The sequence below is a fragment of the Aquimarina discodermiae genome (assembly GCF_040786235.1).
In the GTDB taxonomy this organism is placed as follows: domain Bacteria; phylum Bacteroidota; class Bacteroidia; order Flavobacteriales; family Flavobacteriaceae; genus Aquimarina.
Map to the genome: position 1 here is coordinate 114,751 of NZ_JBFMKP010000013.1, position 15,503 is coordinate 130,253.

Genomic DNA, 15,503 nt, shown 5'->3' on the forward strand with positions numbered 1-15,503 from the left:
AATAATATTTATACTAAAGCATTACCCAAGATTATTTAATGCTCGAAATTGATTCGATCATTTATAAAAATATGAAATAATACAATGAATCACATATCCTTAACATTTAATTATTTAAAATGTAATTTAAAAGTTAAATCAATAAATATCTTATTAATTGTAGTAATTTTAAAGACTGTCCCTAGTATCATTTAAAAGATGTATCAATATTGAAACAAAGAAACCATGCTATGAAAGATGAAGTAAAAAACATTTGGGTAGATTTAAATGAAGAGCTTTATAAGTTTATCAATAAAAGGATAAAAAACGAAGATCTTGCAAAAGACATTCTTCAAGAATCTTTTAGTAAAGCCTTATCAAAAATCGATCAACTCGAAGATACTTCCAAACTAACTTCATGGATTTATCAAATTACTAGAAATACGATTATTGACCATTATCGCAAGTTGAGTTTGAAAACTATTTCAATAAACAACTTCGACATTCCTGAAAATGAAACTGATGATTTCGAATATTCACAATTAAGCAATTGTATCAATCAGAAAATTGAACAACTCTCTTCAAAATATCATCAAGCTATTACCTTAACTTCTTTTAAAAATATCTCACAAAAGGAATTAGCTAATTTGCTTGATATATCCTACTCTGGAGCAAAATCCAGGGTACAAAAAGCAAGAAATGTCTTAAAAGAAAATATTATAGATTGTCCTAATACAAAATTTGACAAATCTGGTAAACTATTGGATTTTGATGACAGTTTAAAATAATTTTTTCGTCTTTTTTTAATTGTTCACGTCTACTAGTTATAACATACTAAAAAATAAAAAATGAACAATTTAAAAGTTATTAATGTACAAGTCTTAAATGCTTTTGTCGAAGATGATAAAGGTGGTAATCCGGCAGGAGTAGTTTTGGATGCAGATAATTTAACTCATAAAAACAAACTAGAAATTGCAAAAAAAGTGGGGCTCTCAGAAACAGCATTTGTATCAAAATCTAAAACCGAAGATTTTAAATTAGAGTTCTTTACACCTAATCGACAAATTGCGCATTGTGGTCATGCTACAGTAGCAACATTCTCTTATTTAAAACAACAAAATATACTAAAACGCAATAATTCTTCGAAAGAAACAATCGATGGGAAAAGATACATTAAACTAATTGATGATAATGCATTTATGGAACAAGTAGCTCCTAAGCATTTAAATGTATCACACAAAGAACAATTAATTCTGGCATCGCTTGGATTACAAAAAAATGATCTTTTACCCAATGCTCCTTTACAGGTAGTAAACACAGGGAATTCATTTTTATTAGTTCCTGTTAAAAATGAAGATGTTCTTAAAAATATCACTCCAAATTTTAAAACTATTTCTAAAATAAGTGATGAATTTGATTTAATAGGTTTTTATGTATTTACTACTGCAATTACTATTCAAAAAAAAGATGCTAATTCCAGAATGTTTGCTCCAAGATATCATATTATTGAAGAGGCAGCAACAGGTATGGCTGCTGGCCCGCTTGCTTGCTATTTATATAATGTTTTAAACATTAAAAAAAATAGGTATTTGATTAGGCAAGGTCAATATATGGATCAACCTTCTCCAAGTTTAATTATTGTGGATATGCAAATTAAAAATAATACTATTATTAATTTAATGGTTGGCGGAAAAGGGATTCTTAAATCAAAAGTTAGTATAGAAATTAATTCGTAGCCAAACAGAAGGGCTATGTTATGGTAGAAAAACATTGTTATGTGCCCTTGTTAACAGAACAAAAGTTGAATCAAAAAAACTTAAAAAGCCAATGAATCCAGAAATTATAAAATTAAGAAAGGAATTACATCAAAACCCAGAATTATCTGGTAACGAATATGAAACAGTAAATAGGATTAAAGAATTTATTACTTCTCATCACCCAACACATTTCATCGAAAACATTGGTAACAATGGTTTGGCTGCGGTATATACATTTCCTAAACCCGGTACCACAATTACCATTCGGTGTGAATTAGATGCATTACCAATAGAAGAAGAAAATGAATTTGATCACCGATCTCAAAATGAAGGTGTTTCTCATAAATGTGGACATGATGGGCATATGGCAATTGTTGCTGGTTTGGTTTTCTGGATTAAAAAACAAAAATTTAAATCGGGTAAGATTGTGTTGCTATTTCAACCTGCCGAAGAAACTGGAAAAGGCGCTTTTGAGATTCTATCTGACCAAAAATTTAAGCAGTTAAACTCTGATTACATATTTGCGCTTCATAATATCCCTGGAGCACCCTTACATAGTATCATTACCATGAAAAAAGGGTTTTCTGCAGAGGTTGTTAGTTTTGTTATTCATTTAACAGGGAAAAAATCTCATGCAGCCCAACCAGAAAATGGTATTAACCCTGCATTAGTGATCTCTGATTTAATAAAAGAATTCTCTACATTAAATGTTACAGAACCTCTTAGCGATGATTTTGCTATCCTCACTCCCGTTCATATTACCATGGGTGAAAAAGCTTATGGTATTTCTCCTGCAATGGGAGAGCTCCATTATACCATAAGAACATGGAATACAGAAAGAATGGATCTTTTAAAAAAACAACTGCAGAAAATAGTAAAAACTAAATGTATGTTACATAATCTAACTTATACTATCGATTGGTTTGAATATTTCCCAGCTAGTCAAAATGATCATGACTGTAATAAGATGATATATACGGTAGCAAAAGAAAATAATTTTAAAATCATTCAAAGACCTTATCCTTTTAGATTTGGAGAAGATTTTGGTTGGTTTGCAAAACATTACAAAACTGCAATGTTTGGGCTTGGATCTGGAGTAAATTCCCCGGCACTACACCATTCAAATTACGATTTTCCAGATGAAATAATAGAGACAGGTATCAAAATGTTTACGTCATTAATAGAAAAAACAATACATTCTGAAACCCATAACACATCATCCTGAGCACGTTACATTTCATTCTTCTAAGTATTTTTTTTATTGAATTATAAAGCATTTAGAGTTTTAAAAATGGTATTTTAGAAACATTAAAATTAAATCGAGTTTGTATAGCTATTGTTCTATCACAAAACGACCAAAACACATACCTAAACTATATCAAATTTTATAGTCATAAAAAATGGAAAAAAAAATCTACCCCAATAACCCCTTAGGAATAATTGCAATTTTTGTGTTTTTTATTGAAGCAATTACAGCAGCTTCTCTTGGATTTTTAAAGGAAAATCCAGTTTTATTACAAATGATTGTTGTTTTCATTATTGCCTTCCCTTCTTTTATTGCGTTCATGTTTTTTACTATTTTGTTGTTTAAAAGGGAAATTCTTTTTGCACCAAGCGATTATAAAGATGAGGATAATTTTATGCAAATTATTAATCAAAAATTCGAGAAATTAGAAACGCAGCAAAGTTTTATTCAAACCGTTAACCACCCTCCTACCAAAGTAGATGATGTCTATCTTCTAGTAGATAAGTTATTAGAACAACAGGAATATAAAAATATTGTTCGAATAGGTCGAGCCTATTTAAAATTAGATGAAAACGAAAAGTGTTTTCGTTTGTTTGAATATGTAGCCAATAAGATGCCAAAATCTAACAATTTTTATTATACCATGATAGCAAATTGTGCATATAGTAAAATTAAACTTCAGAAATTTGATGAAGCGTTACTTTATCTTAATGAAGTAGAGAGTATCCTAGGGCTAAAAATGGAAGTATGGCATTTAACAGCCAAAACATATGCATTGTATAAACTGGGTCGTGAAGCCATGTTCAAAGAATATCTTGGGAAAGTAAAAAATCATGAAGCATACAATGATGAACTAAAAACTTCTCTAAGACTTTACCCCGATTTATCTCATTACTTAACTGAAGAAGAAGCCGTACCTCTAAATTAATCAACTTACGACAAATTTTTGAAGTCTAGTTATTAAGTAAAAAGAGGGACGGGTATTTCCTAATCACTAGCTAATTTTACACCTTTTTTTGTAACATAATTTTAGGGTTTAGATCTATAAGCATTCATTATATTAGCTGCTTTCAAAATAAGTATTCCTAAGAGATTTATATTTACATAAAATAAATGATATGAAATTAAGAGAACTTAATACAGCATTATTATTAATTGACCTTCAAAAAGGGTTTGACGAAGAGGAGTATTGGGGAGGTAATAGAAATAATAAAGATGCCGAAAAAAAGGCTGTACAAATTTTGGAGACATGGAGAAAATTAAATTTGCCTATTTTTCATATCATACATAGTTCTCAAAACCCTGTATCCAGATTACATAAATCTCACCCTGGATTTGAAATAAAAGATGAAGTAAAACCTATAGAGGGAGAACCCGTGATTGTAAAAGATGTAAATAGCGCTTTTATAGGAACTAATTTAAAAGAGAGTCTAGAAAATGAAGGGGTAAATAAGTTAGTTATTATTGGGTTAACCACAAATCATTGTGTTTCTACTACAACAAGGATGGCAGGTAATTATGGTTTTGATACCGTTCTTATATCTGATGCCACCGCAACATTTGATAGAATTGGTATTAACGGAGAAAAATTTCCTTCAGAAATAATTCATCAAACCACTTTAGCAAGTTTAAATGAAGAGTTTGCAAAGGTAATAACTACTGAAGAGTTACTAGAATTGGTTTAATCTTTTCTCATTATTCTTTTACATTGAATATGAAGATATAATATATCCATCAAAAAAAATAAGCTGTTCAAATTTGAACAGCTTATTTTTTTGATAATATTATGATATATTATGCTTCTTCTTTTGCTTTTCGCTTAGCTTCTTGTCTTAACTTAAAGTTTTCAATATTAGCTCCTATAATCCAATAAGGAACTACAAAGGTTAATAAAAAAATCATTAACCAAAATCCTATGGTAAGGATCGTTAAAAACGCTAAAAAACCAAGATACTGATCAAATTCAAACATAATTGTGATATTCTAATTTTCAATTTTTGCCAAAGATACTAACTCTTCTCTATATCTCATAACAGAAACCTAAATTATTTCTAAAAGACTAATATTCAGTATCTGTAAAAATAATAAATTTAAAAAATGAATAGAATATTCCAAAAACGATTGGTAAATCCTTAAATTTGCGCTTCAAAAAACAAATCATCCAAGCTATGGAGTATAGAATAGAAAAAGACACGATGGGCGAAGTTAAGGTGCCTGCAGATCGACTTTGGGGAGCACAGACAGAGCGTTCAAGAAATAATTTTAAGATTGGCGCACCGGCATCTATGCCATTAGAAATTGTTTATGGTTTTGCTTATTTAAAAAAAGCAGCAGCCTACACTAATTGCGAATTAGGAGTATTACCAATAGAAAAAAGAGACCTTATCTCGCAGGTTTGTGATGAAATTTTAGAAGGTAAGCATGATGATCAGTTTCCATTAGTAATCTGGCAAACAGGTTCTGGCACACAGAGTAACATGAATGTTAATGAAGTTATTGCCAACCGTGCACACCAGATTGCTGGTAAAACTATAGGTGAAGGAGAGAAAACATTACAACCAAATGATGATGTCAATAAATCTCAATCTTCTAACGATACATTCCCAACAGGAATGCACATCGCGGCTTATAAAAAAATAGTAGAAGTTACCATTCCTGGTGTAATGCAACTAAGAGATACCTTAAAAAGTAAGGCAGATGAGTTTAGAAATGTGGTAAAAATAGGACGTACTCATTTTATGGATGCTACACCGCTTACCATAGGGCAAGAGTTATCTGGTTATGTATCACAATTAGATCACGGTATAAAAGCATTAGAAAACACATTGCCACATATGGCAGAATTAGCATTAGGTGGTACTGCGGTAGGTACCGGTCTTAATACTCCTCGAGGATATGCAAAAAGAGTATCAGAATTTATTGCACAGTTTACCAGTCTACCATTCATAACCGCAGAAAATAAATTCGAAGCATTGGCTGCACATGATGCCTTTGTAGAAAGCCACGGAGCTTTAAAGCAACTTGCTGTTTCACTTAATAAAATAGGAAACGACATTCGAATGTTAGCATCCGGTCCTAGAAGTGGTATTGGTGAATTAATTATTCCTGCCAACGAGCCAGGAAGTTCGATCATGCCAGGAAAAGTAAACCCAACTCAATGTGAGGCATTAACCATGGTTTGTGCTCAAGTAATTGGTAATGATGCTGCTATTGCGGTAGGTGGAATGCAAGGGCATTTTGAGCTAAACGTATTTAAGCCTGTTATGGCGGCTAATCTATTACAAAGTGCCCAGTTAATTGGAGATGCTTGTGTATCTTTTGATGAGCATTGTGCACAAGGAATAGAGCCAAATCAAAAAAGAATTACCGAGTTATTAAATAATTCTTTAATGCTTGTTACTGCTTTGAATACCAAAATAGGATATTATAAAGCTGCAGAAATAGCAAATACGGCACATCAAAATGGTACCACTTTAAAACATGAAGCAGTTGCTCTTGATTATGTTACAGAACAAGAGTTTGACGAATGGGTGAAGCCTGAAGATATGGTAGGAACCTTAAAATAATACTTTTATAAAAAAGTGAGCATAAAAAATCCCGAGCAATAAAACTCGGGATTTTTTTATTCTATTATAGAAAATAAATAGTTAAGCCTATTGCTTTACTTCATTCTGAGCATCTTGCTTCATTTTTTCGTTAGCAACAATCCCTAACTCTACTCTTCTATTTTTTGCTCTTCCTTCTGCGGTTCCATTATCATATTTAGGCAATGTTTCTCCATGAGCATAAGTAGTTAAGCGATTTCTACCAATACCTTGAGATACTAAATACTCTGTTACCGCGTTTGCACGTTTCTGAGAAAGTGTCATATTATAAGCATCATCTCCAGAACTATCTGTATGCCCTTCTACAATAATATTTGTATCAGGATACTCTTTAAAAATACCTGCTAACTTTTGAAGGTTTGCCTTGGATTTTTCATTGATATTAGACTTGTTAGTCGCAAAATAAACACCACTATTTTCATCAAACACTACATCGATCCCCTCGCCTACTCTGGTTACTTCGGCTCCTGGAATTTCTGATTCTATTTTTTGTGCTTGTTTATCCATTTTTTTACCGATAACTCCACCGGCAACACCACCAACTACACCACCAATCACAGCTCCAAGAGCAGAGTTTTTGTTCTTAACATTATTACCAATAATACCCCCAATAACGGCACCTGCAGCAGTACCAATTACTGCTCCCTTTTGCGTGTTATTTGCATTTTGTACAGCATCACAAGCTGTTAGTACCGAAATTGCCATAATGGCTATTCCTATTTTTTTAAGATATACTTTCATTATTACTATGATTTGAATTGTTATATTTTATTAAAATTCATTGTGATCACAAAAGGTTTCCCTTCTAAACTTACGGTCATTGCCCAAGTCATGGTAGCCTCATCCAGATGTTTTAAAGCCATTCTGTACCCCTGATTGTTATTGGTACTTTTCTTCTTTTCGTTTATTGGCTTAAACAAAAAACTAAAATCACCATCGGCTTCTGGCTTTGGGATCGTAAATCTAAAATTTCTAGCCCCGGTAGATACACAAGTACTTTGATTTACCTGGTAAGTTCCTGTGTTATTATTTGGAATAAATTTCCAGGTACTACCGGTAAAACATTCTGCCGATGCATCATTATAAAGATTTACTTCGAAGATTCCGTCTCGATCATAAGTAATTTTATCAAGAGACCATTCTCCTTTTAAAGTTTTTTTTGCAGAAATAATTGTCTTTTGAGTAGTTCCACAAGATGCTAATAGAATGACTGTCAGCACAATTAAAAGTTTTTTCATAATTTTAGGTTTTATCATATAAATGTAACGAATATAGATAACGTTTACAATAATATCATATTACAAAACAAAACTATAATCTATCGCATAATAAACTCCCAAATTCCGATAAAATACACGAAAAACAGACAAAGTTTATTACTCAACTATTACATCATAAAACTTGTACTACGAAATGATCTGGTAAAGAAACAAAGTTGTATTTATGGGTTAGATTTAGGTACTCTAAAAAGTAATAGTACCCCAACTACAAAAAACAGTATTAAAAATAAAATAGAATAACGCACACTGCCTGTTAACTGAGCAATAATACCATAAGAAAACATTCCTATTACGATTCCTATTTTTTCTGAAACATCATAAAAACTAAAATACGAAGCGGTATCAAACGCGTTTTCTGGTAAAAACTTTGAATAGGTTGATCTTGATAAAGATTGTATTCCTCCCATAATCAAACCAACAATAGCAGCTGTAGCATAAAATTGATAAGGCGTTGTAATGGTATAGGCATAGATACAAATACCAATCCAAACAATATTAATAACGATCAAAGTTGGAACATTACCAAATTTGGCAGAAGCCCTTGAGGTTAAAAAAGCTCCTAACACAGCAACTAATTGTATCAATAAAATACTAATTATTAAACCTGTGGTAGCATCCTGCTCTCCCCAATCTAACTCTTCTATCCCAAAATAAGTAGCGATTAACATAATTGTTTGCACCGCCATACTATACACAAAAAATGCTGTAAGATATCTACGTAATCGTATATCATGACGTAATGCATTCCAAATCTTTTTTAATTCTTTAAAACCATTAAAAACAACCTCTTTTGTAAATGTATCTTTCTTGTTTCCTTTTGGTAAATAGTAATAAGTATATTGACTAAATAAGATCCACCAAATCCCGACCATCACAAATGATAGCCGAGTAGGGACTCCTTCATTCTCAAAACCAAACCATTCATATTTCAAGATCATAACAAGGTTAATAATTAACAATATAACACTACCTATATACCCTAAAGAATATCCTTTTGCACTTATGGCATCTTGTTGTTCTGGGAAAGCAATATCTGGCAAATACGAGTTATAAAAAACCAGACTGGCCCAAAATCCTACCAAACCAAAAAAATAACACAATAAACCAAACCATAAAAACTCTAAACTAAACCAATATAAACCAATACAGGATAAGGCTCCCAGATAACAAAAGAATTTGAGAAAGTTTTTCTTATTCCCAACATAATCTGCTATACCCGAAAGTAATGGACTCATTATAGATACCACCAAAAATGCTAATGCAGTAACATAACTAATCAAAGAATCATTGTTAAAATCAATTCCTAGAAATCTAACGGTATCATTTATAATATCGCCTTGATCATTTCTAACAATGGTAAGTGCTCCCCAAAAAATAGGAAAAATTGCCGATGAGATGGTTAAGTTATATACAGAATTAGCCCAATCATAAAAGGCCCAGGCATTCAACAATTTTTTATCTCCTTTGGCTAGTGTATGTTTCATTATAATAAGAGTACTTTGTTAACTATAATTAAATAAAAAAGCTGTTTTGATTTTTTTCAAAACAGCTTCTAAAGTAAGTATAATCTTTTTAAGAAAATATACTTTACAATTATTTAAATGTCGTTACTCCAAATTTTTTGGCTTCTGCTCTTGCAGAAGGTGCCCAAGCAGTAAGGTTTGCTATTCTTGTATCACTAGATGGGTGTGTACTCATAAACTCTGGTGGTGATTGTCCCCCACTATTTGCTTTCATGCGTTTCCAAAGTTCTGCAGCCTCATTTGGGTTATATCCAGCGATAGCCATTAACTGAATTCCAATACGATCAGCTTCTGTTTCATGACTTCTGCTAAAAGGTAACATCACTCCAAACTGACTACCTAATCCAAATGCAGTACCTACAATTTGTTGTGTTTTTTGATCTTTTCCGCTCACGGCAATAGCAGTTGCTGCTCCTGCTACTTGTTGGATTTGTCCTGCACTCATTCGTTGCTGACCGTGATTTGCCAAAGCATGAGCTACTTCATGTCCCATAATAGCGGCAATACCTGTCTCATTTTTTGCAATAGGCAAGATTCCTGTATAAAATACAATTTTACCACCAGGCATACACCAGGCATTTACAGTTTTATCTTCTACAAGGTTATACTCCCATTTATAATCTTTTAGATAACCAGCGTATCCATTAGCACTAAGCCAACGTTCTGATGCTTTAGCTATTTTTTGTCCAACCCGGGTAATCATTTCGGCTTCAGAAGTACCTTTTACTACCTTATTTTCTCCTAAAAACTGATTGTACTGTTGGAAAGCCATTGGTAAAATTTGAGAGTTTGGAACCAATGCCAATGTCTTTTTACCGGTAAACGGATTTGTAGCACAAGACAAAAACAATAAAACAGCTGCAAAGGCTGAAATTCTTTTAATTTTCATAATTAATTTATATGTATAATATGGTTAGTTAAAAATACTCAAAAATCTTAGTATTTATAATTATTTTGACATTTTTGTGTAGCTTTTTTTCGATGAAATTCTAATTAGTTCGACAACAGACCTTTTATAAAGAAAACTTCTACAGTATTTCTACAATAAAACCTTAAAAAATATTTTCAAAAAGCAAAAAGTTACTATCCCTATATTTTCTGCATACTCAAACAAAAAAGGGGTATTATCCCTACTATTTTAGGGGGTATTTCATGTTAATATTACAATAAATATACTTATTTTTATACTATTACATAATCTAAAAAATTAAACAATATTACTAAGTATTAAACAATTACCCTGCTAATGATATTTTCATTAGCTTAAACTCTCCTTTTCCTATGTATACATACTATTGAATAAATAGTACCTTTACTGGTTTGTGAATTAAAATCGTTCTTGTTTAGTACTCAAAAACAATAATAGGATTATGAACCTTTATGCATTACTTATAGGAATTAATGATTATGAGCTAAGCCCATTATATCAATGTGTAAATGATGTTTATAAAATTGAAACTTATTTGCAAACTTTACAAGATCATTATCAAGATATTTCTATTAAGAAGTTGATTGATAACGAAGCTACAAAAGCAACCATCATTACTCATATACAAGACTTCTTAGGTGGTGCAAACAACGATGATGTTGTGTTTTTATACTATAGCGGTCATGGGGGATTAGAAGAAGCATCGAATAGGTTTAGCGATGCGTATACAAATCAAATAGAATGTATGGTTTGTTATCACCAACAAGAAAGCGAAAATTCAGACTTTTTACTCGCAGATAAAGAGCTTAGATATTTGTTTTCCAAATTTAAAAACACCCCTCATTTAATAACAATTTTTGACTGTTGTCATTCTGGTGATATAGTCCGATCATTATCCTTAAACAATGATCAAAACACACTTCAACGTAAAATCACCGATATATTTCCGGCAAGAAAATATGAGGATTTTATATTTTCTAACGAAATTGATGAAAATGAGTTAAAATCGCAAAAGACTTCTTCTTGGTTATCCTTTAAAAATTCTATTCATATTGCAGCATGTCTCTCTTCAGAATCTTCTTGGGAGGATGCAAAAGGTGGGGTTTTTACCAGATATCTATTACAACTCATTAAGACTAGGTCCAACCAAATCAATTATATGGACATTGTTAAATGGTCAAAAATAAGTCTAAAAGAAATCACCAAGAAAAAGCAAACTCCTACTATAAGCATACAGGGAAAAGGAAAAATAACTCAATATAGCTCTTGGTTAAATTTATATTCAGATCAATCGTTTCATCAACAAGGTCAGTTAATCTTTAATAACAAAAATGGATGGTATTATGACAAAGGACAATTATTCGGTATCGAATCTGGCACAGAAATAACTGTTAAAATAGCTGAAGGTAAAAGTTTTAAAACTACTGTTACGCAAGTTAATTTAGAAGATTCGATGGTAAAAGATCCTATGGAGATTGGAATAGAATTGGATTATACCAAATCATACTTTGTAACTACAGAAATGTTAGCTGCCCCACTACAAATTAGTATTGGTAATTTGGATGAAAACTCTAAAATTGAAAAAGAAATTAGATCATTTATAGAAAAATTTCCCAATATAGAAATTACAAATCCAGAAAAAGCATCATTTTCTCTGACTATATTTGGAAATACTATATCTATTCATCTCCCAAACAATCCATATAGGCCTTTGGCTACTCAGATTGATATTGAAGAGGTCTCAAATAATTTATTAAAAGAAAACCTTACTCATCAACTAAAAGCATTGGTAAAATGGAATTATTATGCGACATTGACCAATCCTGATAGCGAATTTTTATCTACTCCTATTAAAATTGAAATTCGATTAGATCAAAATGATGATTGGAAAGATATCACTAACGTAAGACATCAGATTGTTCCTTTTATGGATAGAAAAACCAATATAGGAGAATATTATCAACAATATCAAATTAAAGTAACTAATATCTCTAATCAACCTGTTTTTGTAACTGCGTTGGTATTAGGGTCTGATATGAGTATTTCTGCAGATCCATTGGATAATGCTACCAAAAAAATAGAACCAAACGAATTTGTATTTTTTTATGAACATTACTCATCTTCTTACGCCGGTTGGTCCTTGGATAATTATAAAGAAATTTATAACTGGAAACACGATTGGTTACAATATAAGTTTATTGTAAATAACCATGAAGATATAAATAGTTCTATTCCTGACATGACACAGTCAGGTTTACGCCCCCCTATCACAAAAGATAGTGTTAGAGGTCATGGCGCAATTACAGAGTTAATTCCTCAAAAAGCAACATGGGATGTTTACACTACCGACTTACAACTTGTAAACCCATCTTACAATCAATTACCAACTAAATTACTAGAAAATATTAAATGGTATACTTCTAATAAACAGGTAGTACCTTTTATCAATGCATTATACCCCAGTACAAAAATGTCAGATTTAGAATCTTTAGACACAATTAATGTAAAAAAAATATGATATTACAGACACGTACATAAACAAGGATCATAACATTAACCAAATAACATAGATATCATGAGAATTTGTAAGAACCAAATAACCGACGAAATAAGGGAATTGTTTAACGCAAACCCATTACGAGTTCCAGAAGCAAGGATTCAACCTCTATGTATGTTAGAGATACGTGATAAAAAGCCTAAGTATTTAGGAGAGTTCAAGTTTTTGGTTAAAGATGAGTTTCAACATGAAATTCCTATAAAAACAGATCCAGTAGCAAAGATATCACATTCAAAGACCAAAAAAATTGATTTCAATATTGGGTTTGATATCCTTGGTAATTTTATTAAAGCATTTGGTTTGGATCCAGCAGCTATTGCAACTGCAATAAAAGGATCTAAAACAATGTCATTTTCTTTTGGAAATGTAAAACGAAAATATATTGATCCTTTAGAATTTGGTAACATACTTGTGTCGAACGATGTAAAAGGAGATCCAGATAATATGTTCATTGCGAACATTTTGACCGAACCTGACACAAAACTTGCACTAATCACAGATGTTCTAACTAGTAAAGATTTTACATTATCTACTTATAAAGGAAATGAAACCGAAGCATCTATAAATATACCTTTAATCCAACAATATATTTCTAATTTAGATACTGGACTAAAAGTAGAAAAAGTAGCCGAAAATGAAATAAAATTTAAAGGAAGAACAGCGCTTACTTATGCATTTACATGTGTAGAAATTTCTATCGACCCAACAACAGGAAAGTTTTCTAAAGGTCAATGGCTAGAGAATATTCGTTCTGCCAAAAACGTGACGGGCACAGATCATAGTGTAATAGAAATACCTAAATATATGCTGGATGAAAACCAGGCAAATCCGCTTTTAATAGAGTTTTAACCCCAAAAACAAGCATTGATGGCTCTCGAATATTTTGTAGGCATATTTGAAAATGACACTCAAAATCCTTTATCACATCTGGATGATGAAAAAGCTACTATTGACAAGCTTTTATTAACTCATAACAATCGGTTTAGTAAAGAAATCATCCATAATGAAGGTATCGATAATTTTATAAATAAACTGACACTTATTGCCAATGATATGACCGTTTTTCATTTTAGCGGCCATCAAGGCGATGGAGCACTTCAATTAAGTGATGAGGTATTTCATAACAAAGGATTAGTTAACATCCTTAACAATGCTCCCAAATTAAAAATGGTATTTATTAACGGTTGTAGTACAGATACTATTATTAATGCATTACAAAATGTACCGATTGTTATAGGTACAACCACTCCTGTATATGATCATTTTGCAAAAACACTGGCTATCAGGTTTTATGAACTATTATTAAATGAAGAAGAAAATATAAATAATAGTAACCTGGTAGAAAACATTTTTCGTCAAACCATTGGTTTTCAGCAAGGACATTATAGAGATCCAGGAACAGATGCACAAAGAGGTGCCATGGCATTAGATGAGCTTACCAAAAAAATAGATAATTATATCCTGAAAGTTCATAAAAACGCTACTAACTTTGATCAAAGACTTACCTATTCAATTCCAGATGAATATCCAATATACAGTGGTTTTAAGAAATTGGAGCAAGAAATCATAAAGGAGGAGGATTTGGATGAAAAACTATATAAGTATTATCCTTATTTTTTATGTATACACCTATACAAGCTATCTGAATATGAAGATGACAGAAACGGAAAATATCAAAAATTAGGTCAGGACCGATATAAAACGACTCGTAGAATATTTAATGAGTTTCTTAAATTCCTTAAATTCTCTGCATACTCGATGATTTGGTCCATTTCGAAATCTGATCCACAATTTACAACAACATTAGATCCTGAGGTGAAAAGAGTATTGAGAGAAAATCTTACTATTAGTTGGCAATCTAATGATCAGGAAAAGATTACCGAAGATCTGGCATTTGTCTATGGTAACATTCCAGATCAATATTTACAAGAAAAACCGCTTTGGATGGATCTAAAAAATTGTGCCGTACAAAATGAAAAAGATTTTAAACAGGTATCCAGATTTTTCTTTGATCACCCTGATCAAAATCAAAGTAGTACCTCACAGTATATAGAAGCAGAATCCTATTTAAGAATCTTTTTAAAGCGATTTAGATTTTTAAGATCACTTGGTATCGAATCCATTTACGATGTTTTTTATTATCAATTTAAGTACAATAGTGAACGGTCCTACGTGATCAATAAATCCTATTACCCTATCGATAGCAGACCTTTGCTACAGGGGTATGAAACTGGTGAGGTTTTTACAATGAAAGATGAGAAGGTTCAAATTGATATTAATGTACACTCTGTATATGTATGTACCTCATCGATGAAAGAAGGAATAATGACCCAAACCAGATCACTTAACCTTTCTCCATTTTATCTGGATATCAATTCGGCATCTGTTGCCGCAGATAAAATTAAATTATTCTATTTGGATCGTTATCATCAAACAGGAAACAAGTTAATTTATGAGGCCATCGATATTGACAATATAGATGTTGAACACAAAAAAATAATGATTCCTCGTAATCCTATTCTTCTCGAAAACCAAACTATAAATGGAAATGGAACGATAAAACTTATTGAAGAAAAGAAAAAATTACTAGCTCATTTTAATACCATCTGGGAACTAATATCATAAGTA

14 protein-coding genes are annotated in these 15,503 nt (G+C 31.5%); 9 read left to right on the plus strand and 5 right to left on the minus strand.

Annotation, left to right across the window (positions count from 1 at the left end; genetic code table 11):
- Window positions 1-209 precede the first annotated feature (209 nt).
- The 5 genes from ABW636_RS10140 (at window position 210) to ABW636_RS10160 (ending at window position 4,667) form a co-directional block, all read left to right on the plus strand.
- Complete coding sequence (locus ABW636_RS10140) at window positions 210-767, plus strand: sigma-70 family RNA polymerase sigma factor (RefSeq protein ID WP_367589861.1); 558 nt, start codon at window positions 210-212, stop codon at window positions 765-767.
- Window positions 768-827: 60 nt separating this feature from the next.
- A complete protein-coding gene (locus tag ABW636_RS10145) occupies window positions 828-1,715 on the plus strand; it encodes a PhzF family phenazine biosynthesis protein (RefSeq protein WP_367589862.1) in 888 nt (295 codons plus the stop codon).
- Window positions 1,716-1,806: 91 nt separating this feature from the next.
- Window positions 1,807-2,961, plus strand: a complete 1,155-nt coding sequence (locus tag ABW636_RS10150) for an amidohydrolase (protein ID WP_367589863.1) — start codon at window positions 1,807-1,809, stop codon at window positions 2,959-2,961.
- 175 nt (window positions 2,962-3,136) lie between these two features.
- Window positions 3,137-3,910, plus strand: coding sequence for a hypothetical protein (locus ABW636_RS10155; RefSeq protein WP_367589864.1), 774 nt, complete (start codon window positions 3,137-3,139; stop codon window positions 3,908-3,910).
- A gap of 190 nt (window positions 3,911-4,100) precedes the next feature.
- Window positions 4,101-4,667 carry a cysteine hydrolase family protein gene (locus ABW636_RS10160; protein ID WP_367589865.1) on the plus strand — a complete coding sequence of 189 codons (567 nt, stop codon included), beginning with the start codon at window positions 4,101-4,103 and terminating at the stop codon, window positions 4,665-4,667.
- Between the two features lie 109 nt (window positions 4,668-4,776).
- Here the strand turns inward: ABW636_RS10160 and ABW636_RS10165 are convergent, their stop codons facing one another.
- Window positions 4,777-4,953: a hypothetical protein gene (locus ABW636_RS10165; RefSeq protein ID WP_367589866.1), complete on the minus strand. Its 177-nt coding sequence runs from the start codon at window positions 4,951-4,953 to the stop codon at window positions 4,777-4,779.
- 197 nt (window positions 4,954-5,150) lie between these two features.
- Here ABW636_RS10165 and fumC point away from each other — a divergent pair, with 197 nt between their 5' ends.
- The gene (gene fumC, locus ABW636_RS10170) at window positions 5,151-6,548 is read left to right on the plus strand and encodes a class II fumarate hydratase (protein WP_367589867.1); all 1,398 of its coding nucleotides are present in this window, start codon (window positions 5,151-5,153) and stop codon (window positions 6,546-6,548) included.
- A gap of 87 nt (window positions 6,549-6,635) precedes the next feature.
- Here the strand turns inward: fumC and ABW636_RS10175 are convergent, their stop codons facing one another.
- From ABW636_RS10175 to ABW636_RS10190, 4 genes are all read right to left on the minus strand, one after another.
- Window positions 6,636-7,328 (minus strand): YiaD family glycine zipper/OmpA-like lipoprotein, encoded by a 693-nt coding sequence (locus tag ABW636_RS10175; protein ID WP_367589868.1) that lies wholly within the window; start codon window positions 7,326-7,328, stop codon window positions 6,636-6,638.
- Window positions 7,329-7,348: 20 nt separating this feature from the next.
- Entirely contained in the window at window positions 7,349-7,825 is a 477-nt protein-coding gene (locus ABW636_RS10180) for a lipocalin family protein (protein WP_367589869.1), read from the minus strand.
- Between the two features lie 203 nt (window positions 7,826-8,028).
- Window positions 8,029-9,351, minus strand: coding sequence for an MFS transporter (locus ABW636_RS10185; protein WP_367589870.1), 1,323 nt, complete (start codon window positions 9,349-9,351; stop codon window positions 8,029-8,031).
- Between the two features lie 109 nt (window positions 9,352-9,460).
- Complete coding sequence (locus tag ABW636_RS10190) at window positions 9,461-10,279, minus strand: M48 family metallopeptidase (RefSeq protein WP_367589871.1); 819 nt, start codon at window positions 10,277-10,279, stop codon at window positions 9,461-9,463.
- 481 nt (window positions 10,280-10,760) lie between these two features.
- Between ABW636_RS10190 and ABW636_RS10195 the strand changes: the two genes are divergently transcribed.
- From ABW636_RS10195 to ABW636_RS10205, 3 genes are read left to right on the plus strand one after another with little or no spacing between them, the layout of a single operon-like run.
- The gene (locus tag ABW636_RS10195; RefSeq protein WP_367589872.1) at window positions 10,761-12,836 is read left to right on the plus strand and encodes a caspase family protein; all 2,076 of its coding nucleotides are present in this window, start codon (window positions 10,761-10,763) and stop codon (window positions 12,834-12,836) included.
- A gap of 57 nt (window positions 12,837-12,893) precedes the next feature.
- Window positions 12,894-13,724 (plus strand): gasdermin, encoded by an 831-nt coding sequence (locus ABW636_RS10200; RefSeq protein WP_367589873.1) that lies wholly within the window; start codon window positions 12,894-12,896, stop codon window positions 13,722-13,724.
- 18 nt (window positions 13,725-13,742) lie between these two features.
- Entirely contained in the window at window positions 13,743-15,500 is a 1,758-nt protein-coding gene (locus ABW636_RS10205) for a hypothetical protein (protein ID WP_367589875.1), read from the plus strand.
- Window positions 15,501-15,503: the final 3 nt, after the last annotated feature.

Bases quoted from the DNA above. Each gene is read 5' to 3' on its own strand.
- ABW636_RS10145 (WP_367589862.1), top strand. From the start codon at position 828: ATGAACAATTTAAAAGTTATTAATGTACAAGTCTTAAATGCTTTTGTC.
- ABW636_RS10150 (WP_367589863.1), top strand. From the start codon at position 1,807: ATGAATCCAGAAATTATAAAATTAAGAAAGGAATTACATCAAAACCCA.
- ABW636_RS10155 (WP_367589864.1), top strand. From the start codon at position 3,137: ATGGAAAAAAAAATCTACCCCAATAACCCCTTAGGAATAATTGCAATT.
- ABW636_RS10160 (WP_367589865.1), top strand. From the start codon at position 4,101: ATGAAATTAAGAGAACTTAATACAGCATTATTATTAATTGACCTTCAA.
- ABW636_RS10165 (WP_367589866.1), bottom strand. From the start codon at position 4,953: ATGTTTGAATTTGATCAGTATCTTGGTTTTTTAGCGTTTTTAACGATC.
- fumC (WP_367589867.1), top strand. From the start codon at position 5,151: ATGGAGTATAGAATAGAAAAAGACACGATGGGCGAAGTTAAGGTGCCT.
- ABW636_RS10175 (WP_367589868.1), bottom strand. From the start codon at position 7,328: ATGAAAGTATATCTTAAAAAAATAGGAATAGCCATTATGGCAATTTCG.
- ABW636_RS10180 (WP_367589869.1), bottom strand. From the start codon at position 7,825: ATGAAAAAACTTTTAATTGTGCTGACAGTCATTCTATTAGCATCTTGT.
- ABW636_RS10185 (WP_367589870.1), bottom strand. From the start codon at position 9,351: ATGAAACATACACTAGCCAAAGGAGATAAAAAATTGTTGAATGCCTGG.
- ABW636_RS10190 (WP_367589871.1), bottom strand. From the start codon at position 10,279: ATGAAAATTAAAAGAATTTCAGCCTTTGCAGCTGTTTTATTGTTTTTG.
- ABW636_RS10195 (WP_367589872.1), top strand. From the start codon at position 10,761: ATGAACCTTTATGCATTACTTATAGGAATTAATGATTATGAGCTAAGC.
- ABW636_RS10200 (WP_367589873.1), top strand. From the start codon at position 12,894: ATGAGAATTTGTAAGAACCAAATAACCGACGAAATAAGGGAATTGTTT.
- ABW636_RS10205 (WP_367589875.1), top strand. From the start codon at position 13,743: ATGGCTCTCGAATATTTTGTAGGCATATTTGAAAATGACACTCAAAAT.